At 65.5% G+C, this 21,088-nt stretch carries 18 protein-coding genes; 11 read left to right on the forward strand and 7 right to left on the reverse strand.

The features are described from left to right. Together cyoD and ACMZPQ_RS03620 are read left to right on the forward strand one after the other, a co-directional pair. Complete coding sequence (gene cyoD / locus ACMZPQ_RS03615) at positions 1-333, forward strand: cytochrome o ubiquinol oxidase subunit IV (RefSeq protein ID WP_006399830.1); 333 nt, start codon at positions 1-3, stop codon at positions 331-333. An 11-nt stretch (positions 334-344) separates the two neighbouring features. Then, positions 345-1,025 (forward strand): SCO family protein, encoded by a 681-nt coding sequence (locus ACMZPQ_RS03620; protein ID WP_197581488.1) that lies wholly within the window; start codon positions 345-347, stop codon positions 1,023-1,025. A gap of 101 nt (positions 1,026-1,126) precedes the next feature. Here ACMZPQ_RS03620 and ACMZPQ_RS03625 read toward each other — a convergent pair whose 3' ends face one another. After that, positions 1,127-1,723 carry a S8 family serine peptidase gene (locus tag ACMZPQ_RS03625; RefSeq protein ID WP_197581490.1) on the reverse strand — a complete coding sequence of 199 codons (597 nt, stop codon included), beginning with the start codon at positions 1,721-1,723 and terminating at the stop codon, positions 1,127-1,129. Then, the gene (locus ACMZPQ_RS03630; RefSeq protein WP_197581492.1) at positions 1,723-3,489 is read right to left on the reverse strand and encodes a S8 family serine peptidase; all 1,767 of its coding nucleotides are present in this window, start codon (positions 3,487-3,489) and stop codon (positions 1,723-1,725) included. Before ACMZPQ_RS03630 ends, ACMZPQ_RS03625 begins: the two co-directional genes overlap by 1 nt. A gap of 344 nt (positions 3,490-3,833) precedes the next feature. On the opposite strand from ACMZPQ_RS03630, the gene ACMZPQ_RS03635 reads away from it, so the two are divergent. The 3 genes from ACMZPQ_RS03635 to ACMZPQ_RS03645 all read left to right on the forward strand — a co-directional run bounded on the left by ACMZPQ_RS03635 (position 3,834) and on the right by ACMZPQ_RS03645 (position 6,333). After that, a complete protein-coding gene (locus ACMZPQ_RS03635) occupies positions 3,834-4,274 on the forward strand; it encodes a DUF2231 domain-containing protein (RefSeq protein WP_197581494.1) in 441 nt (146 codons plus the stop codon). After that, positions 4,267-5,577 (forward strand): PQQ-dependent sugar dehydrogenase, encoded by a 1,311-nt coding sequence (locus ACMZPQ_RS03640; protein WP_197581495.1) that lies wholly within the window; start codon positions 4,267-4,269, stop codon positions 5,575-5,577. The genes ACMZPQ_RS03635 and ACMZPQ_RS03640 overlap by 8 nt, the downstream gene beginning before the upstream one ends. Positions 5,578-5,679: 102 nt before the next feature. Continuing rightward, complete coding sequence (locus ACMZPQ_RS03645) at positions 5,680-6,333, forward strand: hypothetical protein (protein ID WP_197581497.1); 654 nt, start codon at positions 5,680-5,682, stop codon at positions 6,331-6,333. 108 nt (positions 6,334-6,441) lie between these two features. Here ACMZPQ_RS03645 and ACMZPQ_RS03650 read toward each other — a convergent pair whose 3' ends face one another. Further along, positions 6,442-7,098 (reverse strand): exopolysaccharide biosynthesis protein, encoded by a 657-nt coding sequence (locus ACMZPQ_RS03650; RefSeq protein ID WP_197581499.1) that lies wholly within the window; start codon positions 7,096-7,098, stop codon positions 6,442-6,444. Between the two features lie 151 nt (positions 7,099-7,249). Between ACMZPQ_RS03650 and yidA the strand changes: the two genes are divergently transcribed. The 3 genes from yidA (at position 7,250) to ACMZPQ_RS03665 (ending at position 11,054) form a co-directional block, all read left to right on the forward strand. After that, complete coding sequence (yidA, locus tag ACMZPQ_RS03655; protein WP_197581519.1) at positions 7,250-8,086, forward strand: sugar-phosphatase; 837 nt, start codon at positions 7,250-7,252, stop codon at positions 8,084-8,086. Positions 8,087-8,337: 251 nt separating this feature from the next. Then, on the forward strand, positions 8,338-10,473 hold the full coding sequence (locus tag ACMZPQ_RS03660; RefSeq protein WP_197581501.1) for a protein kinase domain-containing protein: 2,136 nt from the start codon (positions 8,338-8,340) through the stop codon (positions 10,471-10,473). Next, positions 10,470-11,054 carry a hypothetical protein gene (locus ACMZPQ_RS03665; RefSeq protein ID WP_197581503.1) on the forward strand — a complete coding sequence of 195 codons (585 nt, stop codon included), beginning with the start codon at positions 10,470-10,472 and terminating at the stop codon, positions 11,052-11,054. The genes ACMZPQ_RS03660 and ACMZPQ_RS03665 overlap by 4 nt, the downstream gene beginning before the upstream one ends. Here the strand turns inward: ACMZPQ_RS03665 and ACMZPQ_RS03670 are convergent. From ACMZPQ_RS03670 to ACMZPQ_RS03685, 4 genes are all read right to left on the reverse strand, one after another. Further along, a complete protein-coding gene (locus ACMZPQ_RS03670) occupies positions 11,017-11,619 on the reverse strand; it encodes a tail fiber protein (RefSeq protein WP_197581505.1) in 603 nt (200 codons plus the stop codon). The two genes, ACMZPQ_RS03665 and ACMZPQ_RS03670, sit on opposite strands and share 38 nt — an antisense overlap. Beyond that, positions 11,616-14,261, reverse strand: coding sequence for a hypothetical protein (locus tag ACMZPQ_RS03675; protein ID WP_197581507.1), 2,646 nt, complete (start codon positions 14,259-14,261; stop codon positions 11,616-11,618). Before ACMZPQ_RS03675 ends, ACMZPQ_RS03670 begins: the two co-directional genes overlap by 4 nt. A 152-nt stretch (positions 14,262-14,413) precedes the next feature. Further along, positions 14,414-14,782 carry a hypothetical protein gene (locus ACMZPQ_RS03680; protein WP_197581509.1) on the reverse strand — a complete coding sequence of 123 codons (369 nt, stop codon included), beginning with the start codon at positions 14,780-14,782 and terminating at the stop codon, positions 14,414-14,416. 68 nt (positions 14,783-14,850) lie between these two features. Next, on the reverse strand, positions 14,851-15,459 hold the full coding sequence (locus tag ACMZPQ_RS03685; RefSeq protein WP_197581511.1) for a hypothetical protein: 609 nt from the start codon (positions 15,457-15,459) through the stop codon (positions 14,851-14,853). 245 nt (positions 15,460-15,704) lie between these two features. Between ACMZPQ_RS03685 and ACMZPQ_RS03690 the strand changes: the two genes are divergently transcribed. The 3 genes from ACMZPQ_RS03690 (at position 15,705) to ACMZPQ_RS03700 (ending at position 21,044) form a co-directional block, all read left to right on the forward strand. Beyond that, positions 15,705-17,249 (forward strand): sigma 54-interacting transcriptional regulator, encoded by a 1,545-nt coding sequence (locus tag ACMZPQ_RS03690; RefSeq protein WP_197581513.1) that lies wholly within the window; start codon positions 15,705-15,707, stop codon positions 17,247-17,249. 87 nt (positions 17,250-17,336) lie between these two features. Continuing rightward, the gene (locus tag ACMZPQ_RS03695) at positions 17,337-18,392 is read left to right on the forward strand and encodes a ComEC/Rec2 family competence protein (RefSeq protein WP_197581515.1); all 1,056 of its coding nucleotides are present in this window, start codon (positions 17,337-17,339) and stop codon (positions 18,390-18,392) included. A gap of 333 nt (positions 18,393-18,725) precedes the next feature. Further along, positions 18,726-21,044: a TonB-dependent receptor domain-containing protein gene (locus ACMZPQ_RS03700; protein WP_197581517.1), complete on the forward strand. Its 2,319-nt coding sequence runs from the start codon at positions 18,726-18,728 to the stop codon at positions 21,042-21,044. Positions 21,045-21,088: the final 44 nt, after the last annotated feature.

The raw sequence follows: 21,088 nt of genomic DNA on the forward strand, positions 1-21,088 counted from the left end.
ATGGCCCACGTCGAAACCTCGCGCGCCGGCAATGCGCACGGCTCCACCAAGTCCTACCTGATCGGCTTCGTGCTGTGCGCGCTGCTGACCGTGGTGCCGTTCGCACTGGTGATGAACCCGGTGCTGTCGCGGCCGCTCACGCTGTTCCTGCTGGTCGGCTTCGCGGTAGCGCAGATCCTGGTGCAGCTGGTCTATTTCCTGCACATGGACCGCAAGTCCGAAGGTGGCTGGAACCTGGCCAGCTTCGTGTTCACCCTGGTGATCCTGTTCATCGTCGTCGCACTGTCGGTCTGGATCATCTGGAGCATGCACTACCACATGATGATCAACTGAGCCTGCGCACCGTGAAAGGCATTGCGTTCCCCCCTCGTGGCCTGCGGCTGGCCGCAGGCCTGTTGATCGGCCTGCTGGCCGGCTGCAGTGCGCAGTCGCGCATGGACTTCTATTCCAAGGACATCGCCTGCGAAGAACTCGGCCAGCACTGGTCGATGCCCGACAGCCACGGCACCGTGCGCGGCCCGAAGGATCTGCAGGGTCAGGTGACCTACCTGTTCTTCGGCTTCACCAGCTGCCCGGACGTGTGCCCGACCACGATGGTCGAGTTGAGCCAGGTCAAGCACCTGATGGGCAAGGACGCCGACCAGCTACAGGTGGTGTTCGTCAGCGTCGATCCGGCCCGGGATACGCCCGAGGTCGCCCGCACCTATGTGGAAGCCTTCGACCCGAAGGCGGTGGCGCTGGTCGGCAACGAAGCGCAGCTGGCTGCGATGGCCAGCGACTTCAAGGCGTTCTACGAAAAGGAACCCGGCCAGATACCGCAGACCTACACCATGAGCCACATCGCCGGTGGCTACGTGTTCGATCGCCAGGGTCGGCTGCGCCTGTTCGCCCCGTATGGCATGCCGGTGGACAAGCTGTTCTCCGACGTGCAGCGCCTGCTGCTGGAGCCCGGCCACCCGGCCGCCGGCAACGGTCCGCTGGCCAGCTGTAGCCTCACCCACAACGGCACGCTCGCCGCACGCTGACGTCACCTCTACCCCGGTGGGTGCCGACCGTTGGTCGGCACACCCCTGAATCCCCCGGCCGGCCAGGAGAGCCAACCGGCCGGGGGGCACCACTCAACGCCTTACTTGGTTTCTTCCCACTGCACCACGTCCGGCTCGGCTGCACGGATGCCGGCGGTCGACAACAGCTTGGTGGTCGCGTCCAGCGCCGCGTTCACCGAGGGGTACTCGACGATCGCCCGGCCCGCGGCCTTGGACACCTTCACCACGGTGCCACCGGTGGCGGTGGCCGCGCGCTGCGCCGAGGCCGCGTCGGTGAAAAACACCTTGACCCGCGAGGTCGCCACCACCGGTGCGCCGTCGCTGGAGACAGCCGCAGCGAACTTGCTGGCACCGGCATCCACGCGTGCCGCCGCACCGGCACTGCCGGCATCGGTGGAACGCTTGCTGCGCGTGCTGGTGGCCGCTGCTCCGGCATCGGCGGCCGGGGTGATCCGGAACTGGCCGCCGCTGGCCGGCTGCACGGTCGCCGATGGTGCCAGCTGGAAGCGCGAACCGCCGACATCGAACGAACGGCCGGTAGCCGCCGCCTTCAACGCCTGTGCATCCACAGTCGACAGGGTCCTTGTAGCAGGGGCCTGGCCGGAACTCTGCGCCCAGGCGGTGGTGGTCATCGCCGCAAGGGCGAGGGTGCTCAACAGAATGGTCTTCTTCATCATCAGTGCCCCAGAACGCGGATCTTGAAGGATTCGAGGTTGCCACGCGATGCAGCATTCGCGGCCTGCCCCAGGTCGGTCACTTCCAGCGTCCAGGTGCCCGTGGCGTTCTCATCCAGGAAGGCATTGCTGGACAGCAGGTCCCAGTTGGTGAAGTTGCGCTGCACGCCACCGGTGCCCGAACCGATCGCGGTGAACGCCGGCTGCACCACGCTGCGCGTGCCGCTGGGCGAGACCAGCACGAACTGCAGCTGGCGGGTGTTGCTGTGGTTGACCCGGAAGCCCAGCTGCACGCTCTCGATGTTGCGTGCACCGTTGGCCACCTGGAAGGTCAGGCGTGCGGCCGCTGCCGGCGTGTTGCCGATGGCCACGGTGCGCGTGGTGGTACGCCAGCCGCTGTCGACCAGCGCACCCAGCGACTGGAAGTTCTCCGCCACCTGCACCGCGCGTGCGGCGTTGACCACGCCGAAGCCGTACCAGTTGCTGTACGCGCGGCCGGCGGCGTTCACCGTCCAGCCCGGTACCAGCACGCGGCCGTCAGCCAGCGTCACCGCTGCCCGGTTCGGGTCGTTGCGGGTGGCGGTGGTGGCCAGGATGTACTTCACATCGCGGTAGGACAGGTTCGGATTGGCTTCCAGCACCAGCGCCGCGACACCCGAGACCATCGGCGTGGCAGCCGAGGTACCGTTCATCTTGCCGGTGTAGTTGCAGGTGCTGTCGATGGCGGACTGCGCGCCGTCCAGCGTGTTGCGCAGGCTGGCGTTCTTGTTGCTGCCCTGCAGGCAGCCGGTGACGTCGGTGGTGAGGATGGCCGGATCGTAGCGGATCGCCAGCTGCCCGGGCACGACCTGCCGCTGCCAGCCGTTCTCGCCACCGAAGCCGGACACCCACAGTGCCGAGCCGGTGGACGAGTACGAGGAGCGCACACCATCGGCACGCACCGCGCCCACGGTGATCACGGTGAACAGGTTGTTGCGCGGGTCACGGCCGGCCGGAACGCAACCGGTGTTGCGGTTCTTGGTGTCAGCCGAGCAGATATCGCTGCCGTCCGGCCGGTAGCCGTTGTCGTGGTTGTTGCCGGCCGCTTTCACATAGATACCGCCGCGACCGCCACGGGTGCCGGACATCGCCTGCTCATAGGAAGCGATTTCGTTCTGGCTGTAGGCCGGCGGCAGGTTCGGATTGCCGGGAATGGAGCCCCAGCTGTTGTTGAACACCTGCACGTCGGCCACTTCGGCGCCGTCCCACCAGGAATACTCGATATTGGACGTTGAATTGCCCTGCGCGTTGGATGCCAGGAAGTTGAAGCCCTTGAGGGTGGCCGCCGAGGCTACGCCGCGCACGCCCAGATTGTTGGCGCCCACCGCACCGGCGATGCCGCCGACCATCGTGCCGTGGTTGTCGACGTCGGGATTGGACGGGGTGGGATTGTTGGAGCCGTTGGCGAAGTTCTTGCCCGCCACTGCCGCGACGTTGGCCGCCAGGTCCGGGTGGGCGATCTGCAGGCCATCATCGACGATGGCGATGGTGACGCCCTGGCCGCGGATGCCATTGCGGAACAGGCCATCCACGTTCAGATCATTGCCGGCCACCGGCAGGGTATCGCCCAGCACTGCCTGCCCGGTGTTGAGCAGGTGCCACTGCCGCCCCGCCAACGGATCGGCCTGCTGGGCCTGGGCGGTGGCCACCAGGCTGCCCAGCACCAGGGCAGTGGCGAGGGCCAGGCGCGCGGAGCGCGGTGGTGTGGGGCGTTGCGTGTGTCGCTTCATACACGAATCCTTCTGTTGTGAATCGGCATGGCAGACGGCGGGGCGGGACTGCCCCATCGCAACGAGCCAAACGCGACACAACGAAGAACCCCCTACCTCTTCACACCAGCAATCTGCGGATGTGCCAATTGCGTCACAAACACTTATGCCGTGGGGTAATGACGACGGCGTCGGCTCGCATCTGAGGGATGCCAACCTTGGCTGGCACCCGCATCCACGCATGGCGTGGATCTACTGACCGCATCCGGCAGATGTCAACCTTGGTTGTAACCTGCGTCATCGCGCGCCCTCACATCCGCCTGTGCTACTACGGCTCGTGCACCCTTCCGTACCGGAGCACCCAGATGGTCAACCCCCTCGCCCAGGCCCATCGCGGCCTAGGCACTACGTTGTTCAGCCTGTTGAACCCGATACCCTTCGGCTTCTTCGTCGGCGCCCTGATCTTCGACGCGATCTACCTCAACAGCGCCGAGGTGATGTGGGGCAAGGCCGCGGCCTGGCTGATCACCTTCGGCCTGCTGATCGCCATCCTTCCGCGGCTGATCAACCTGTTCGCGGTCTGGCGCCGCAACGGCACGGCCACCCGCATCGACCGCATCGACTTTTTCCTCAACCTGGTGGCCGTGCTGCTGGCGATCTGGAATGCCTTCGTGCACAGCCGTGATGCCTACGCCGTTGCGGTGCCGGGCACGATCCTGTCGGCGCTGACCGTGGCCCTGATCGCACTGGGCCTGATCCTGCTGTCATTGCAGCCGCCGGTGCTGCAGGGAGGCCGTCATGGCTAAGCACATCCTGCCCACCGTGGCTGCCCTGGCGCTGGCGGTGACCCTGTCGGCCTGTGCAGGCAAGGCCGAGTACCACCCCGCCGACCAGTCCGGCACGAAGCCGCCGCTGCCGGCGCCGAAGAACTTCCTGATGCCGCCGATGCAGGTGCCCAAGGGCGTCGGCTGGGCTGACGGCCAGACACCGACGGTGGCCGACGGCCTGAAGATCGAGCGCATCGCCGCCAACCTGATGCACCCGCGGCGCCTGCTGACCCTGCCCAATGGCGACGTGCTGGTGGTGGAAGGCAACGGCCCCGGCGAAGAGCCGGTCACTACGCCCAAGCAGTGGATCGCCGGCAAGGTGAAGGCCCGTTCGGGCAAGGCCGGCAAGGGCGGCAACCGGGTCACCCTGCTGCGCCGCACGCCGGGAACGAACACCTGGACCCAGCATGTCTACATCGAGGGCCTGCACTCGCCGTTCGGCATCCAGCTGATCGGTGACACGCTGTACGTGGCCAACACCGGCAACATCATGCAGTACCACTACGTACCCGGCGAAACCCGCATGTCCGACAAGGGCCGCGAGTTCACCGACCTGCCCAGCACCATCAACCACCACTGGACCAAGGAACTGCTGGCCAGCCGCGATGGCAGCAAGTTGTACGTGGGCGTGGGCTCCAACAGCAACATCACCGAGAACGGCCTGGCGGTCGAGTACCGTCGCGCGGTGGTGCTGGAAGTGGACGTGGCAACGCGTGGCAGCCGCATCTATGCCTCGGGCATCCGCAACCCGACCGGCCTGGACTGGGAGCCGAGCACCGGCAAGCTGTGGGCGGTGGCCAACGAGCGCGACGAGATCGGCGCCGACCTGGTGCCGGATTACCTGACCTCGGTGAAGGAAGATGGCTTCTACGGCTGGCCCTACAGCTACTACGGCCAGCATGTGGACGAGCGCGTTCAGCCGCAGCGGCCGGACCTGGTGGCCAAGGCGATCGTGCCCGACTACGCCATCGGCTCGCACGTGGCACCGCTGGGATTGCTGTTCTATACCGGGCAGGCATTGCCGGCGCAGTACCACGGCGGCGCCTTCATCGGCGAGCACGGCAGCTGGGATCGTTCACCACTGAGCGGCTATGAAGTGGTGTACGTGCCGTTCAAGGACGGCAAGCCGACCGGGCGGCCGCAGACGGTGGTCAGTGGCTTCACATCCAAGGACGAGAAGACGCTGATGGGCGCACCGGTGGGCATGGCGATGGATGCCGAAGGCGCGTTGCTGGTGGCCGACGACGTGGGCGACGTGGTGTGGCGGGTGTCGGCTCGCTGAAGGCCCCCGACGGGCACTGGATGACCCGACGCCGGTCATTTCGTTACGATGCTCCCTGTCGATAGGGAGCATCGTATGAAGTTGAATCATGAAGCGTCTAACGTGACCGCATTCATCCAGCACCTGCATCGCGAGCTGGAGAGATCAGGGCAGAGTTCCTACATCGCGCCCACCGATCACCAGGATGTTTGGATGGGCGCGGACGTGCTTGCTTCAGATGGTCGCAGTTTCTCGATGATCGAGTTCAAGGATCAGGAGGCCGATGTACGGACTGAAGGGGACAAGCCACGTAGGAAGAAGCTGTGCCGCCTCCTGGGTGAGTGGTCTGACACCCATGCACGCTGCCATCTGATTGGCTGGCGATTCAAACAGGGGTCCAGTATCGAGTTCCCCGTGAGGAGCTATGGGGCCTACGTCTGTACACCTGCGATCATCAAGCTGGATCAGGCTGATATCAGCTTCAGCAGTTCTATCTCCATCCAGTGCGAAACGGTCCAGAAGTTTGCAGAGGAGTTGGTGGCTCAGAGAGTTGGCGTCAGCTATAGCGACTTCACAGCCTATGTGCGATGGCTGCTGTCACTGGAGGGTGGCACCGACGATAAAGGTGGAAGTGGCGATGCCAACGACGTTGAACTGCTGATGACCTGTGTGGTCGACGGCAACCTGTACACCAAGGAGTTCGCAAACCTCGCCGAACTCAAGCTCTGGATCGACAACCCGCCGGGTCCCACTAGGCGTATCGCCCCCAAGATGTGACCTGTCGCTCCCGAAAGCGTGTCTGCGTGGCTGCAGCAGGGGCGTTGGCGCTGGCCGGGTAGTGGCCTCGCCTTCGCCCTATTCCCCGGCCACGCAGCAGAGCATGGGTTAAGTGGTATTGCCGCGCAGCCCGCTGAACACCGACTCTGCGGCAAACCCCACGCCGCCCAGCAGCACGCCGAAGTACACCAGCGTGGCCACGACGAAGGCGTAGCCGGCCGCCACCGCGGCACCATCGCGCTGGATGAAGCCAATCGCAAAGGACATCAGGGCCAGGGCCGGCAGCGTGTTGCTGAAGGGAATCGGGCCGGCCGGCGCCATCAACAGCAGGGTGGCCAGTACCAGCGCCAGGTTGTTCAGGCGCATCATCTTCTTCGAGCGCACCATCACCGCCAGCCGCATCGGCCGCGACAGCCGCTCCATGCGGTGCACCCACTTCAGCGCACGGCCCAGGTTGGCCTTCAGCTTGTCGGTGGCGATCTCGCGGCGCGCCAGCTTCTGTGGCACCCACAGCGGGCGGTTGCGCACCCGGCTCAGGCCGATCAGCAGGATCGAGGCACCGAACACCGTACTCAGCCCCGGAATCGAGACCGGGATGATGAAGATGGCCGAGAGCAGGATCACGATCAGCAGCAGGCCCTCATCGCCCAGCGCGCTGAGCAGGGTGCCGACGCTGACCTGTTCGCCGGGCAGCTCGTCGATCATCTGCTCGATCTGCTGGGCCAAGGGCGCGCTGTCGTTGGTTTCGGGGGCACGGTAGGTCATGCGTCGCAAGGTTCTCCAGGGAAGGGCGGTCAGGGGGCCGTCCTGCGGTGGGGGACGCACAGGCTCCCGCAGTATCCCGGCCAACGCCGGCAAAGAGGTGAACCGGGCATGAGGGGGTAAAATGGACGGCCCGCATGAAGGTAAGACGCTGATGGACATGGGCCGCAGGCAATCGACCATCGAGCTGGTCGCCATCGACATGGATGGCACCCTGCTGGACCCCACCCACACGCTCACCGCGCGGGCCAAGCAGGCGATCGCGCAGGCGCGCGCGCTGGGCGTGCACATAGTCCTGACCAGCGGTCGTCCGGTGCCCGGCCTGGCGCCGTTCCTGCACGAACTGGGCATCAACGGTGACAACGACTACTGCATCGCCTGCAACGGTGGCCTGGTGCAGCGCATCGGCACCCGCGAAACGGTGGTCGAGTACCCGCTCAGCTTCGACGACTTCCTGTTCTGCGAACAGGTGGCCCGCGAACTGGGCGTGCATTTCCAGGCGCTGGATGCGCAGCGCATGTACACGCCCAACCAGGACATCAGCTACTACACCGTGGCCGACTCGCATCTTTCACGGATGCCGCTGTCGTATCGCCGCGTGGCCGACATGGACCCGTCGATGTCCTTCATCAAGCTGATGATGATCGACGCGCCCGAGGTGCTGGATGCTGCCATCGCGCGCCTGCCCGCCGAACTGACCGAACGCTTCGCGGTGCTGAAGAGTGCACCGTTCTTCCTGGAAGTGTTCGACCACCGCGCCGGCAAGGGGCCGAGCCTGCAGAAGCTGGCCGAGCACCTGGGCATCGACCGCGCAAACGTGATGGCCATCGGCGACCAGGAAAACGACCTGACCATGCTGCAGTACGCCGGGACCAGCGTGGCGATGGGCAATGCCATCGATGCGGTGAAGGCGGTGGCGCGGTTCGAGACCACCAGCAATGCCGACGAAGGCGTGGCGCGCGCGATCGAGCGCTTCGTGCTGGGCGATTGATGCGCACATCGGGACCGCGGCCCGCACAACGGCGCGGGCCGGCAGCTGCGGCTCACATTCCCATGGCGTGGCCTGCAATATCGCAATGGGGGCGATCCCGTCCACGCAATGGAGGTGGTGTCACGATCCAATTCAGGGGGGGGCGCCACCCATTTGCTGCCTATTGCACGTGTTCGTGACGGAGTGATTCGCACGTCCTCCAGCGATGACTGATTCTCAGCGCTTTTCACTGGCTGGGAACGGGGGCGCTGATGGAGACGCAGGACGGGCCGCAGGCGCGGCATTTTTCACACTATCGTATCGGTGCGGTGTTGGGTGAAGGGGGCTTCGGTCGGGTCCATTCGGCCTGGGACGAGCGCCTCGCGCGCGATGTGGCCATCAAGTTTGCGGTGTCCGGCCCGCAAGGCAGCGCCGGTCTGCGCAATGAGGCGCAGCATCTGGCCGCACAGCGCCATCGCGCATTCGTTGCCATCCACGCGCTGGAAGAACAGCGCGGAGAGTTGGCGCTGGTCATGGAACGTGTGCACGGCAGTACGCTCGCGGAACTCCTGAAACTGCACGGGAGTCTGTCGCCGTCACGGGTGATCGAGCTGGGCACGCAGGCGACCGAAGCGCTGGCCGAGGCGCATGGCCAAGGCTGGGCTCACGGTGATCTGAAGCCTTCCAATCTGATGCTGGGCGAGTATGGCCGGCTGCGCATCCTCGATTTCGGCGCGGCCGAGACCCTCGATCCGCTGCAGACGGTGCAGGCGGTCGCAGAGAAAGGGGCCGGCGGAACGCTGCGCTATCTGGCACCCGAGCGCCTGCTGGGGGCGCGGGCAAGCGCAGCCGCCGATATCTACTCACTGGGTCTGGTGCTGTTCGAGGCTTTGATGGGGCAAGCTTCCGGCGAGGACGACGCGTCGTGGCCGGTGCTGCACCAACGCCTGTATGGCGATCGCAGCGGACTGCAGTTGCCGGCCCGATTTCAGCCCGCCCTGCGCGAACTGGTCGAGCGCATGACACGCCACCGCGCGCAGGATCGACCTGCGACCATGCTGCAGGTGCATGAGCGGCTGCGGCACCTGCAGGCCACCGCCAGTCACAGTGGTTCGGCGCTGGGCCGCTGTTGGCGCACGACCGCGCGCATGGCGTTGCTGGCGCTGGCTTTGTTCATCAGCCACGATCGTGCGCGGGATACCGCTGCCGAACCGCGCACCCCGCCGACGGACGCACGGCACGATGATCCGGTTGCGGCGGCGGAGCGCCTGTTGACCGACTTCGACAGGGCGGGCGTGCTGGGCCACGCCACAACCCTGCTGGAAGCCACGCTTGCCCGCGACGGCAGTGATGCCTCCGCAGCGGCCGTGCTGGCCATCGTCTACTGCCTGCGCTATGCCGGCGACGAACGCGATGAAGTGTGGCTGGACCGCGCGCGTCAATCCGCTGCGCTGGCCGAACAGCGGGAGCCGCAGCTGGCCGTGGTGCAGTCGGCGCGTGGCTGGGTGGAAGAGTACCTTGGCAACAAGGCCGAAGCCGAGCAGCACTACCGGCGGGCGCTCGCTCTGGATCCTGCGGGTCGATACGCACTGCTGGGCCTGGCTCGCCTCTACGCGGGATGGAACCGCGCTGCCGAAGCGCGCACGCTGCTGGATGAAGCGATCGCCCGGTATCCCACCGAGCGCTGGTTCCATGACACTCTGGGGGGGCTGCTCTACCAGCAGAACGATCTTCAGGGCGCCGAGCGTGCATTGCGCCGGAGCATCGCACTCAAGCCCGATGGCGTGCAGGCCTACGTCAGCCTCAGCGGCGTGCTGCTGCGCGCCGAGCGTGGTGAAGCGGCGCTGCAGGTGTTGCAGCAGGGGCTGCGCCATGGCAGCAGCGGGCGCCTGTACGGAAATCTGGGCACGGTGCTGTTCGCGCGCGGCGACTATGTGGAAGCCGCCACGGCGTTCGAGCGGGCGATCTCGCAGACCCGCGGCAGCCCCAACGATTACCTGAAGTGGGCCAACCTGGGCGACGCGTTGCGTTGGGTTCCCGGGCGTGAACAGGAGGCGCGCACCGCCCACGCGCGCGCGCTGCAGATGGCCACGGAACTTCTGCAGCGCAGCCCCACCAGCGCCACCCTGGCTAGTCGCAGCGCGGTCTACGCAGCGCGCACCGGACAGCTGCCACTGGCGCGGCAACGCATGGCCGAAGTGCTGCGCAGCGGTGCCGACAGCGCCGATATCCGCTTCCGCGCAGCAATCGTGGCCGAGCTGGCAGGTGATCGCGATCAGGCGCTGCATCATCTGCAGCGCGCTTTCACGCAAGGCTATCCGCCGAATATGATCGCCAGCGAGCCGGACCTTCTGGCTCTGCGCCGGGATCGGCGCTATCACCAGATCATCACAAAGGAAGTTCAGTGAGCGCGAATGACTTGGAAGCGGATGCTGCGATCATCCGGGTGAGTTTTGATATCGAGCAGATCAGTTCGGATCTGGTGTGGCGGGCGGCCGAGCTGAAGAGCAACCGTGATCTGTTTGCCACGGTCGGTCGTTTCGCCGGGGCGGTGCACCTGCGCCAGGACGACGCGGTCACGGTGCAGGTCACCGCCTACGGCGGTGAGGATGCACTGGTCACCATCAATGTCATCGACGCCATGCTGTACACGGTGCCGCACACCTCTGGCGGTGTCTTCTGCGCACCGTCGCCGTTCTCCAAGGTACGCGCGACCATGCCGGTCGGACAGTGGGCGCCGGCCGAGATCCATCGTTGCCCCGAGCGCAAGCTGAAGCTGGCCGTGCAGACCTCGCTGGCACCTTTGCAGGTGGTGGAAACGGATGGGCGCTGGAAACTGTCGCTGATCATCACCGTGCTTATCGAGCGATACGTCAGCGGCCAGAAGATGAGCGAAATCCGGGTGTTCTCCTTTGATCCGGAAGCCGAAGTAGGGTCGGGCACCGAGCCGCCTACGGAAACCGGCCCGTCGTTCGGCTCACGCGGATGATGTAGTGCACCGCCATGTTGCGTGCGCGGGTTTCGTTGACGCTGGTGCGTGCAGAGAGCGGGTCGGAGGTGGGGGTATTCGGCGTGGGCGGCTCGCACGCCGCTCCCTTGTCGCCTGACAGCGCTTTCCCGCCGGGCGCGTCGTAGCCGTGCTGATGAACCTGCAGCGCGTCCAACTGGAGTGATCCCACCCCGGCATCGTGGCCCGTGCCGTCGGCACGGGTTCGCAGGGCCGTATCCGGGTCGGCACCGGCACCATTGTCGACGCCGCGCACGAACAGGCCACGCAGATCAGGCAGGCGGAAGACCCCACGCGTGGGGTCTCCGCCATGCAGGGTGCCAATCACCGCATACAGGTCCGTGTATTTCCAGCAGGGCAGTTCCCGGCCATCGCAGACCATCCAGCCCATCGCTTCGAGCAGCGCACCAGGGCGTCCAGCGGCCTCGCTGGCAGGCACCGCGCCGGCCTGCGAGGGGGATGGCCAGGCCGGGTTGGAAGACGATGCAATGCAGGCCACATCACCCACGTACAGGCACACACCACCAATCGGAACGTCGACGATCATGGTGCTGCCTCGAAGCCGGGCAGCGCATCGCCATCCTGCAGCACGTTCAGGTCGGTAGGCAGGGTCAACGGCCAGGATTCGCGCGGGGCAGGCGGAATCGGCGCGGCATCCACCGACTTCAAGGCATCGACCAGATCAAGATAGCGCTGGGTGGAAGGCCGTCCGGACGGGCTGCCGAGCAGTGTGCTCTCAAAAACCGGCGCCATCCGATCATGACCATTCCAGACCATGCCCGAGGCAAGGAAGTACAGCACGGACCGCTCATGCTCGGCGGCCACCGGCAGCAGCACCCGCGCACAGCCGGCCTGCAGGAACGTGGTGAAGGGCGTCGTCTGCCCATCCAGGGAGAGGGCCGCTTCGGGATGGTCGATCAGGGTGTAGCTCATCTGCGTCCATTCAAGCGCGGCATCCAGCCAGAGCTGGAGTGCCGGTGCCTGGCGCCCGATGTCGTCACCCTCGCCGGACGTGCGCGCCGCCAGCCGCAGCAGGCTCGCCCGCCCGGCACGTTTCAGGGACTGGCGGATGATGCGCTGTTGCGACTGTGGATCCACGCGGGCGCCGGGACCGATGCCCGCCGACTGCAGGTACTCCGATTGGCGGCGCTCATAGGCCGCCAGCACCTGGGCAAACACGCCCGCCTTCCATGCCAGCAGATGGTCGGGAAGGCAATCGAGGCGGACTTCGATGTTGAGCCCATAGCCGGGCTGCAGTGGCAGACTGTCCGCTGGCGGAGCAACCGATACCGGCAGGCTGCGGGTCTGCCGCTCCAACGCGACGGTGAGCGTGGGCACTGCATCGTCCAGCTGGAAACCGGCCGCGCCGATGCAGCCTCCGACCCGCTGGCCGGGCTGAAGCGCCACCAGTGAAAGGGTGGCTGTGCTGGCGGCATAGCCCTCGGGCAGGGGCATGCGCTGGCTGGTCAAGGCCGCACCTCCTTCAACCGCCGCACAGGTATAGGCGCTGGCTGCGGGCGGTGGCTGCTTCAGTTCCACGCCGTAACGGGCACAGAGCGTGACGTAGTAGCAGTCGCTGCCCGGTTCCAGCGACACGTCCTGCGCGCTACACAGGCCCAGCTGCGCGGGAGCAATGGGTTCAGCCCACTGTGTCCCCAGCTGCTGCCGATGTGCGGCGATCACCTGCGCAGCCGGCTGCGGTACGAAGTACTCCAGCATGACGCGGCGGCCGATACGTTCGATCCAGCATTGGTAACGCGCATCCAGCCAGCGGTAGATGCCGCGTTGGTTGGTGTCGCGGCCGCGGCGATTGAAACACTGGGAAACCTCGTTGTGTCGTGCATGGTGACGACGCAGCAGTCGCTGCTCGGCCAACTGGCTGGAAAGCCGTTGTGCCCCACGCTGGGTGAGCTGCCGGGCCAGTTGCCGGTCCTGGTCGAGCTGCTCGCGCGCCGGTGCATCCCCCAGCGGCGAAACGGTGTACGAACCGGTCTGCTTGCTTTCGGTAGGGGGCCCATACTGGGTTACGTAGTCGATCTGGAAATGCTCGCGCACGGCGGCACTGACCTGGGAATCCAGGGTCAGGCGGCGCCCTTCCTGGTGCCCTTCCTGCACATCCTCCTGCTGTTCGTGCGAGCTGTGCTGCGTCTCGGTGGTCAGCAGATCATGGCGTGAGCGAACCTTCTTCTCATCGGCCATCACGTTCTCGATATGGCTGATCGCGCCCAGTGCATAGCCCAGCAGCCTGCGCTTGACCTGACAGAGTTCACCGATGGCGTAGGGCAACAGGGTAACCGGTGATGCGGTGGCGGCATCTCCGTCGGCAGCGGCAGGCATCGGGAATACCGGTTCGGGCAGCACCAGCGTGGCATGCAGGCACTCGCGCAGTCGCTGTGGCGTCCACGGCGCGCCTTCCAGGTCTGTGCCGACAAGCGCAAGCCGCTGCAGCAGGTCGGCCGAGCGGATGCAGGTGGCCAGTGCCTCCAGGGTGTCGACCGTGTAACCGGCAAGGCAGCTGAGCGCGAACACGTTCTGCCATGCACGATCAAGGCGGTCGGCGAATGCGCCGGAATGGAGGATCCCGGCGATATCCGACCAGGGCAGGTCCCAGATCCGGCACGCCAGTGCGGTCAATCCATCGACGGAGACGGATTCCAGGTCACGCGCTTCATGCGCGAACCGCTGCAGCGCGAAGACGTCCGTTCCAAGCTGCTCCGGCGTGGTCACATGCTGGCCCACGTAGGGCGTCTGGTCCTGTACGAAGGCCAGCGCCTGGTCGAGCATCTTCTGCCGTGCGCCAGCGGCGTTGCGGTCGATCGCGGCCAGGTGGCAGTACAGGCGTGCGTCGTCCGCGCCGCAGGCTGCGCCGGTGTAGAACACGAAGCGGTCCGACAGCGCCTGGGCTGATGCCGCCGGCCAGTTGTGCAGATGGATGTATGGGAACAGGTCGCCCACCTGCTCGATCAGAAGTTCCACATCCTCCTGCACACTCCCCTCAGGGGGCCGCGGTGGAGTGGGGGGCGGAACCGGCTGAGTGCCCGCCAGTTCCACATCATTGACGCTGCCCTCGGCACAACGCAGTTGCACCAGCAGCAGCCGCCCCGTCTCCGGATCGAAATCCACCCGGCCGTCGATGAAGCTGTGAACGTCGTACTCGCCACGGGCACGGAACACAAGCTCGGTATCCAACGGTTCCAGTACCTTCCTGGCCAATAACTGCTCCCGCCATCTGACGTCCACCTGACAGGTGCGAACATCCTCGCTGCGTGTCCAGTCAATGCAGACGTTCCAATGGTGGAAGCGCCCGGTGTCGGCGGATGCCGTCGTTGGCAGGGCCGCGTTCACGGTGCCCGCCCCGAAATCTGCGCCTCGCGGGTGGCGCCGCCCGGGTAGCGCGCATCCGACAGCCACAGTTGCAGGATGCCTCGGTCATCGGGGTGCAGCACGAACCTGCCGCTGACCACGGTGGCACTGCTCCGCTCATCCCGCAGCGAGAACGGAACCTGTATCCGAGTGGGGCTGGAGATCGTCGTCTGCAGGATGATCCCGTTGTCGCCCATGGGAATCAGGGAGCGGTCGAGCACTTGCAGCGCAATGCTGAAGGTCCCGGATCGGATGCAGTCCCAGAACACGCAGATGCTGGCATCGCGGCAGGGCATCCACGCCTGGGAGGGAATTGAAGATACATGGGAGGAAAGGCTGTTGGGCATGATGGCAGGCTCGCTGGAGGGGACTGCAGTGCGGAAACGGGACGGAGCGGACTCCGTCCCGTAGGGGGTCAGGCCTTGGACAGGGCGTAGCCCTTCCACTTCGAACCGCTCACCGTCAGCTCATCGCCCTCCAGCACTTCGGTCTGGGTGATGCTGATTTCCTCCTGCACCAGGCGCTGGCCCTTGGTCGTGAACTGCGACACCACCGCGACATACAGGCTGGCGCGCACGTCTTCCATGAACAGGCCGCCCGGCCAGATCACCTGCGGCTCATAGATCGCATCCTGGCCACGCAGGATCGAAGCTTCCACGCCGATGCTGAAGTTGTTCTTGATCCGCACTTCGTTCAGCACAAGATCGTTGAACGTCTGGTTGATGACCGCACCGTTGGACAGACGATCCTGCGACATCACGCTGCCGATGGTGAACGACGCCGAGGTTTCGGCGAAGGATACCGGCTTGGCCGAGGTGTCCAGGTTGTCCGGTCGGTTGGGATCGTTGGAGTAGCGCGCATGCAGGCTGAAATCGTCGGGCAGGGTGATGATGGACGAACCGCCCGGCGGCGGCGCTGCAATCTGCCAGGCAATGGTGGCCAGGGTCGGGTTGTTCACCGGCTTCTGGAAAATGGCCAGGCGAACGGTTTCGGCGGTGTTGTTGACCAGGACGATATTCGACATGAGCTGATTCCTTTTCCTTGGTTGAGTGAAAGTGAGGTGCGTCTGCGCCTCGGGGATTCCCATCTCAATTTCCGTGCCAACTTTTCAGCCCACTGAAACAGGGGGTTCTGTGGGTGAATGCCCTTTACAAGGGTGTCGATAATGTCGGCCGACACGTCCGACATGTCGGAAACTGCGATCCTACCCGCTGTGGTTGCTTCGGACCTCGGGTACGATCCAGAACCTGGAAGAACAGGGGCGGGGACATGGGGTCGAACAGACAGGATCGGGAAGCCACGCTGGAGGCGCCCGCAGACGTGCTGGCAGCGCAACCACAGGCCCTGCTGGGCCTTACCGTGTTGTGGCATCCCAATCGCCAGCGCATCGGCGAGCAGGCCGTACTGATGTTCGAAGGGGGCTGCTGCGAGGTGCACCGCAATGCACCCGACTTCCAGCGTGCCGGCAGTGACGTCGGTCAGGCGCTGGACCACCAGGGAATCTCGCGTACTCCGATCCGGTTCCTGCGCAACGCCGATGGCAGCCTCACCGTGCAGAGCAGTGCCAGCCGCATGCATTTCGAGGTGGACGGCAGAGTGATAGCGGCCGCCGCCGAGGGGCAGATTCTGGGGGTTCAGCAGCTCGCCAATGGCGTGGTGCTGAGGCTGGGCAGCAGCGTACTGTTGTGCCTGGGCCATGTTGGCCTGCTGCCATCGCCACAGCGCGACGGTGCGCTGGCCGGTGTCGGCAGAGCCATGGCGCGGGTACGTTCGGCCATTGCCCAGGTGGCGGCCACGCAGTTGCCGGTGCTGATTCTCGGCGAGACAGGCACAGGCAAGGAACTGGTGGCGCAGGCCATCCATGCCGCCAGTACGCGGGCAGGACAGGCAATGGTGAGCGTGAACATGGCGACGCTGGGTGAATCACTCGCCGCCGCCGATCTGTTCGGTGCCTGCAAGGGCGCTTACACGGGCGCGTTGGGGGCACGCAAGGGCCTGTTTGCAGAGGCGCACGCAGGCACGCTGTTCCTCGATGAAATCGGTGATACGCCCCTACAGGTGCAGCCGATGCTGCTGCGCGCGCTGGAGACCGGGGAGTACCGTCCGCTGGGCAGTGCGCGTACCGAACGGGCAGATGTCCGCCTCATTGCGGCCACCGACAGGAACCTTTCATCGGCAGGCTTCAACCAACCCCTGCTGCGGCGGCTGGAGGCCTACGTCATTGCGATTCCACCCCTGCGCGAGCGGCGCGAGGACATCGGTGTACTGATCGCGCTGGGGTTGTCGCGCCTTGGTGGCGACAGGCCCGCAACCGAGTTGCCGGTCTCGATCATCCAGACGCTGTGCCTGCACGACTGGCCCGGCAATGTGCGGCAGCTGCACCATCTGCTGCAGCGCCTGGTGCTGGCCCAGCAGGCTGGGGATCCGTTGGAACTGCCGGGGTTGGAACCTGCGCCCGCGCCCGCGCCACCGCCCGCTGCGGCCTGCGCGCCGCCCGCAGAGGACGTGCGCAAGGCGGCGGCGCGCTACCGCATGCCGGCCTCGGTGAGCGAAGCGGAAATGCTGGACGCACTGGAAACCCATCAATGGTGCGTGCGCAAGGCTGCCGAACATCTCTCCCTGTCACGGCCGTCTTTCTACGCGTTGTTGTATGCCTCATCGGCCATCCGACGCGTTGAATCCATACCGTTGGATGAAATAGACGCCGTGGTACGCCGCGCGCCTGGCGATCCAGCGTATTGGGCATCGCAGCTGCGCACCCCCCGTGAGTCACTGCGCCGGCATGTGCAGCAGCTGGGTCTGCTGTCGCGCTAGCGCATCGCTTGGATGCTTGGCACGGATCATGCGTTAAGCCCGGTTGACAGGTAACGGACCTGTCTCAACCACACAAGGGGCAAGCACATGATACGCATCGACCTCGTCGGTCGCGGGCTCGTTTTGTCTGCGATCCTGCTGTTGAACGGCTGCAGCACACTGCCGGCGCCATCGGCACCACCCACCCCGGCGGCGCTCACGCAGCTGATGCAGGCCAATACCATCGACCCGGGCAAGCTGGTGATCCACACCCTTCCCATCGGCGCGGGCAACTGCCAGATTGCCCAATGCCCATCAGGCAACAAGCTCATCGTGATGGACTGTGGCTCCGGCGGCGCCGGTAGCCAGAACTGGAATGCGGACACCGCACGCACGTACCTGCGCAGCCTGGTGAACGCCTCCACGGAAATCGCCGTAACCGTCAGCCACCCGCATGTCGATCACTACCGCTATCTGCCCAGAGTGCTGGACAATCTACCGGTGAGGAACCTGTACCTCTCCCGTCAGCTGACCAGCTACAACGTGGACTTCCGCAACTGGGTCGCCATGCAGCAGACACACGCGCACATGAACACCATCACCTATCCAGGTTTCTATGCCTCCACTTACCCGGAGGCCGACCTGGGCTGCTGGGGACCGGATGGACATGGCGGCTGGAAGAGCGACGTGGACAGTTACATCCTCGGCGTGAACGTGGGGGCCGGCGCGAATGAAGGCAGCCTGGTAATGGCCATGCGCTATGGCAACTTCCAGACCACCTTCACCGGCGACATGACCGCTGCCACCGAAGCGCAGCTGCATGTACCCGCTGGCTTGGGCACCCTGCGCAGCAATGTGTTGACCAGCCCGCACCATGGCAGCGAAAGCCATGGCAGCAACAGCCCCGCGTGGGCCCTCTCCACACAGCCGGAGCTGGTGCTGTTCAGCGCGGGAACCCGCTTCCGCCATCCCCGGTGCTCGGCGGTGGCGGTTTACTGGGGTTACGTGGGCACAAACAGTCCCGGCCACACCTTCCACTGTGGCACCGATGGCGGATGGATGAACGTGACCAACACACGTAATGTCCTGACCACGGATTCCAACGGTCTTATCCGCGTGCACGCCGATCCGGACGGTACCTTCAACTTCGCTTGGGGACTGTAGCGGCCGCCTCCTGCCCTGCGCTGTGGGAGCCGCACTGGCGATCACGCAGTGCAGGGCGTTTCCTATACCCAGGGATAGCGGAGCGATCCGTCAGGGCAGTGATGCTTTCCCACGGTGCAATGGCGGATGCGGCGGTGCGATGCAAGAATTTCGCACGTCGAGATCACCCCACCGAATCCCACGGCAGATGATCGCTCTCGTCTGCTGACCGGCGCACGCTGCGCCGTCACTCCCTCAACGCTATCGCATCGCCAGCCAGGGCGCCGACACACCGGTGCTGCAACGCGCTGGGCGTGCGCCTGCGCCGCTCTCTCCCTGCACCTGGATCTGCCCATGAACACCCCACCCACGACGCGCCTCGCCCTGGCCATCATCACCGCCATCGCCACACCCGCCTACGCTGCCGAATCGGCCGAGACCGCGCACGACACCCCCACCACCTTGAACGCCCTGCAGGTGATCGCCACACCACGCGGCGCTGCGGTTGCGCCGACCCAGGTGGTTGGCCCGAACCGCTACATCATCAAGGCCGAAGATCTCGACGCCATGGTCACCGGCAACAATGGCCTGGCCATGCTGAAGCAGGTGCCCGGCGCCAGCTACACCGCCACTGACGGGCTGGGCCTGGATATCTCGGCCACCAGCCTGTTCGTGCGCGGCTTCCGCATGAATGAAATGGGCATCACCTTCGAAGGCGTGCCGCTGAACGACAACGGCTTCCTCTCGCTCACCGGCACCAGCGTGGTGAATGTGGGCGTGCCCGATGGCATCGGTGCAATCACGGTCAGCCCCGGCGGTGCGCCGGTCAGCGTGTTCTCCAGCAGCGTCAACGGCGGCAGCCTGGAGTACCGCCTTCGCGACCTGCAGGACACGCCCAGCCTGCGCATCAAGCAGGGCGTGGGCAGCAACAACACGTTGGTCACCACTGTATCCGGGCAGAGCGGCCAGCTCGGCGAACACGGTCCGAAAGTGCTGGTCGATCTGCAGCGGGTGTCGGCCGACAAGTACCAGGGCGAGGGCACCCAGAACTTCCTGCGCGGCGATCTGAAACTGCAGCAGGACGTGGCCTGGGGTGACTTCACCGTGTTCCTGTCCGACAGCAAGGCCAAGGTCTGGGGCTACAACAACATTTCCTTCGACATGATCCGCAAGCTGGGCTGGAAGGCCGACATCTTCTATCCGGACTACGCGTGGGCCTGGTACGTGGCCTCGCCGGAGAACGCGGACAAATCCTGTGGCGCCTACACCTGCGGTGAGCTGTCCGAACTCATTCCCTACGACACCGGCCAGACCACCCGCGATCGGGTGTCCTCGATCAACCACCGGTTCCAGATCACCCCGGCGCTGAGTGGCAATGTGCAGCTGTACAACGCCAACAGCCACACCCAGGCCACGCTCACCGACCCGACCATGCCATCGCCCAACGGCGCGCCGTTCTCCGAACAGGTGCAGACGCCGCGCCTCAACCGGCTGGGCGGCATGCTCAACCTGCAGTTCGAGGCCGGCGCGCATACCTTCACTGCCGGTTTCTGGCAGGAGAAGAGCAAGGCCGCGGCGAAGACCGAGTGGTACCAGCAGCCGCTGCTGGGCGAGGGCGCGCCGCTGAAGGCCACCGGTCCGTTCGATGTGTATGGCCCCGCGTTCAAGACCGACAACGCATCGAGCTGGGTGACCCGCTCGCGCCAGTTCTACCTGCAGGACGACATCGTGCTGAACGACACGCTGAAGCTGGGCGTCGGCTTCAAGGCCGTGGACTTCCGCACCAGCGGTGGCGGCCTGGGTGATGCCAAGGACCGGCCGGTGAACGGCACACTGCGCGCGAAGAGCAACTTCCTGCCGCACGTCTCGCTGTTCTGGAGCCCGACTGAATCCACCGATGCCTTCATCGACCTGGCCAACACCATGAACGGCTATCGCGTGGCCCAGCGCGGCAACATCGGCTACACGGCCTCGGCGTGGACCATCACCGACCAGGAAGAGTTCGACCGCGTGGCCGGCACGCTGCGGCCGGAGAAGAACTGGAACCTGACCCTCGGGGCCTCGCATCGCTTCGACCGGCTGACGATTACCGGCGATGTGTTCTACAACGACATCCGCAACCGCCTGCTGTCGGCCGCCATCGGCACCCAGTTCGCGCAGATCAACACGGTGCGGCTGATGCCGAAGATGCACGTGATCGGCGCCGACCTTGGCATCACCGCCGACCTGACCGACCACCTGCAGTTCTACCAGGGCGTGGCCGTGGCCCGTTCGTACTACGACAGTGATTTCGTGGTGGGCGATACCGTGTACCCGATCAAGGGCAATGCGCAGCCAGGCTACCCGCAGATTTCGCTGGTCAGCGACCTGTCCGCGCACTTCGGCGACTGGCGTTTCGGTGCCACCAGCACCTCGTACCTGCGCCAGCCGTTCACCTACGAGAACGATATCCGCGTGCCGACGTTCTGGCAGGTCAACACCTATGCCGCCTACCGCTTCGGTGTGGACAGCGCGGTGCCCGGCCTGGAACTGCGGCTGGACGTGAGCAACCTGTTCAACCGGCACAACATCGGCACCGCCACCATCGCCGGCTCGTCGTTCTCGGGGGATTACCAGACCCTGCAGCGCAGCGCGCCACGGCAGCTGATGTTCAGTACCTCGATGGCGTTCTGAGGCAACAAGCAGCGGGGTCAGATCCCTTTGCGCAGCAAAGGGAT

This window comes from Stenotrophomonas maltophilia, assembly GCF_047497515.2.
In the GTDB taxonomy this organism is placed as follows: domain Bacteria; phylum Pseudomonadota; class Gammaproteobacteria; order Xanthomonadales; family Xanthomonadaceae; genus Stenotrophomonas.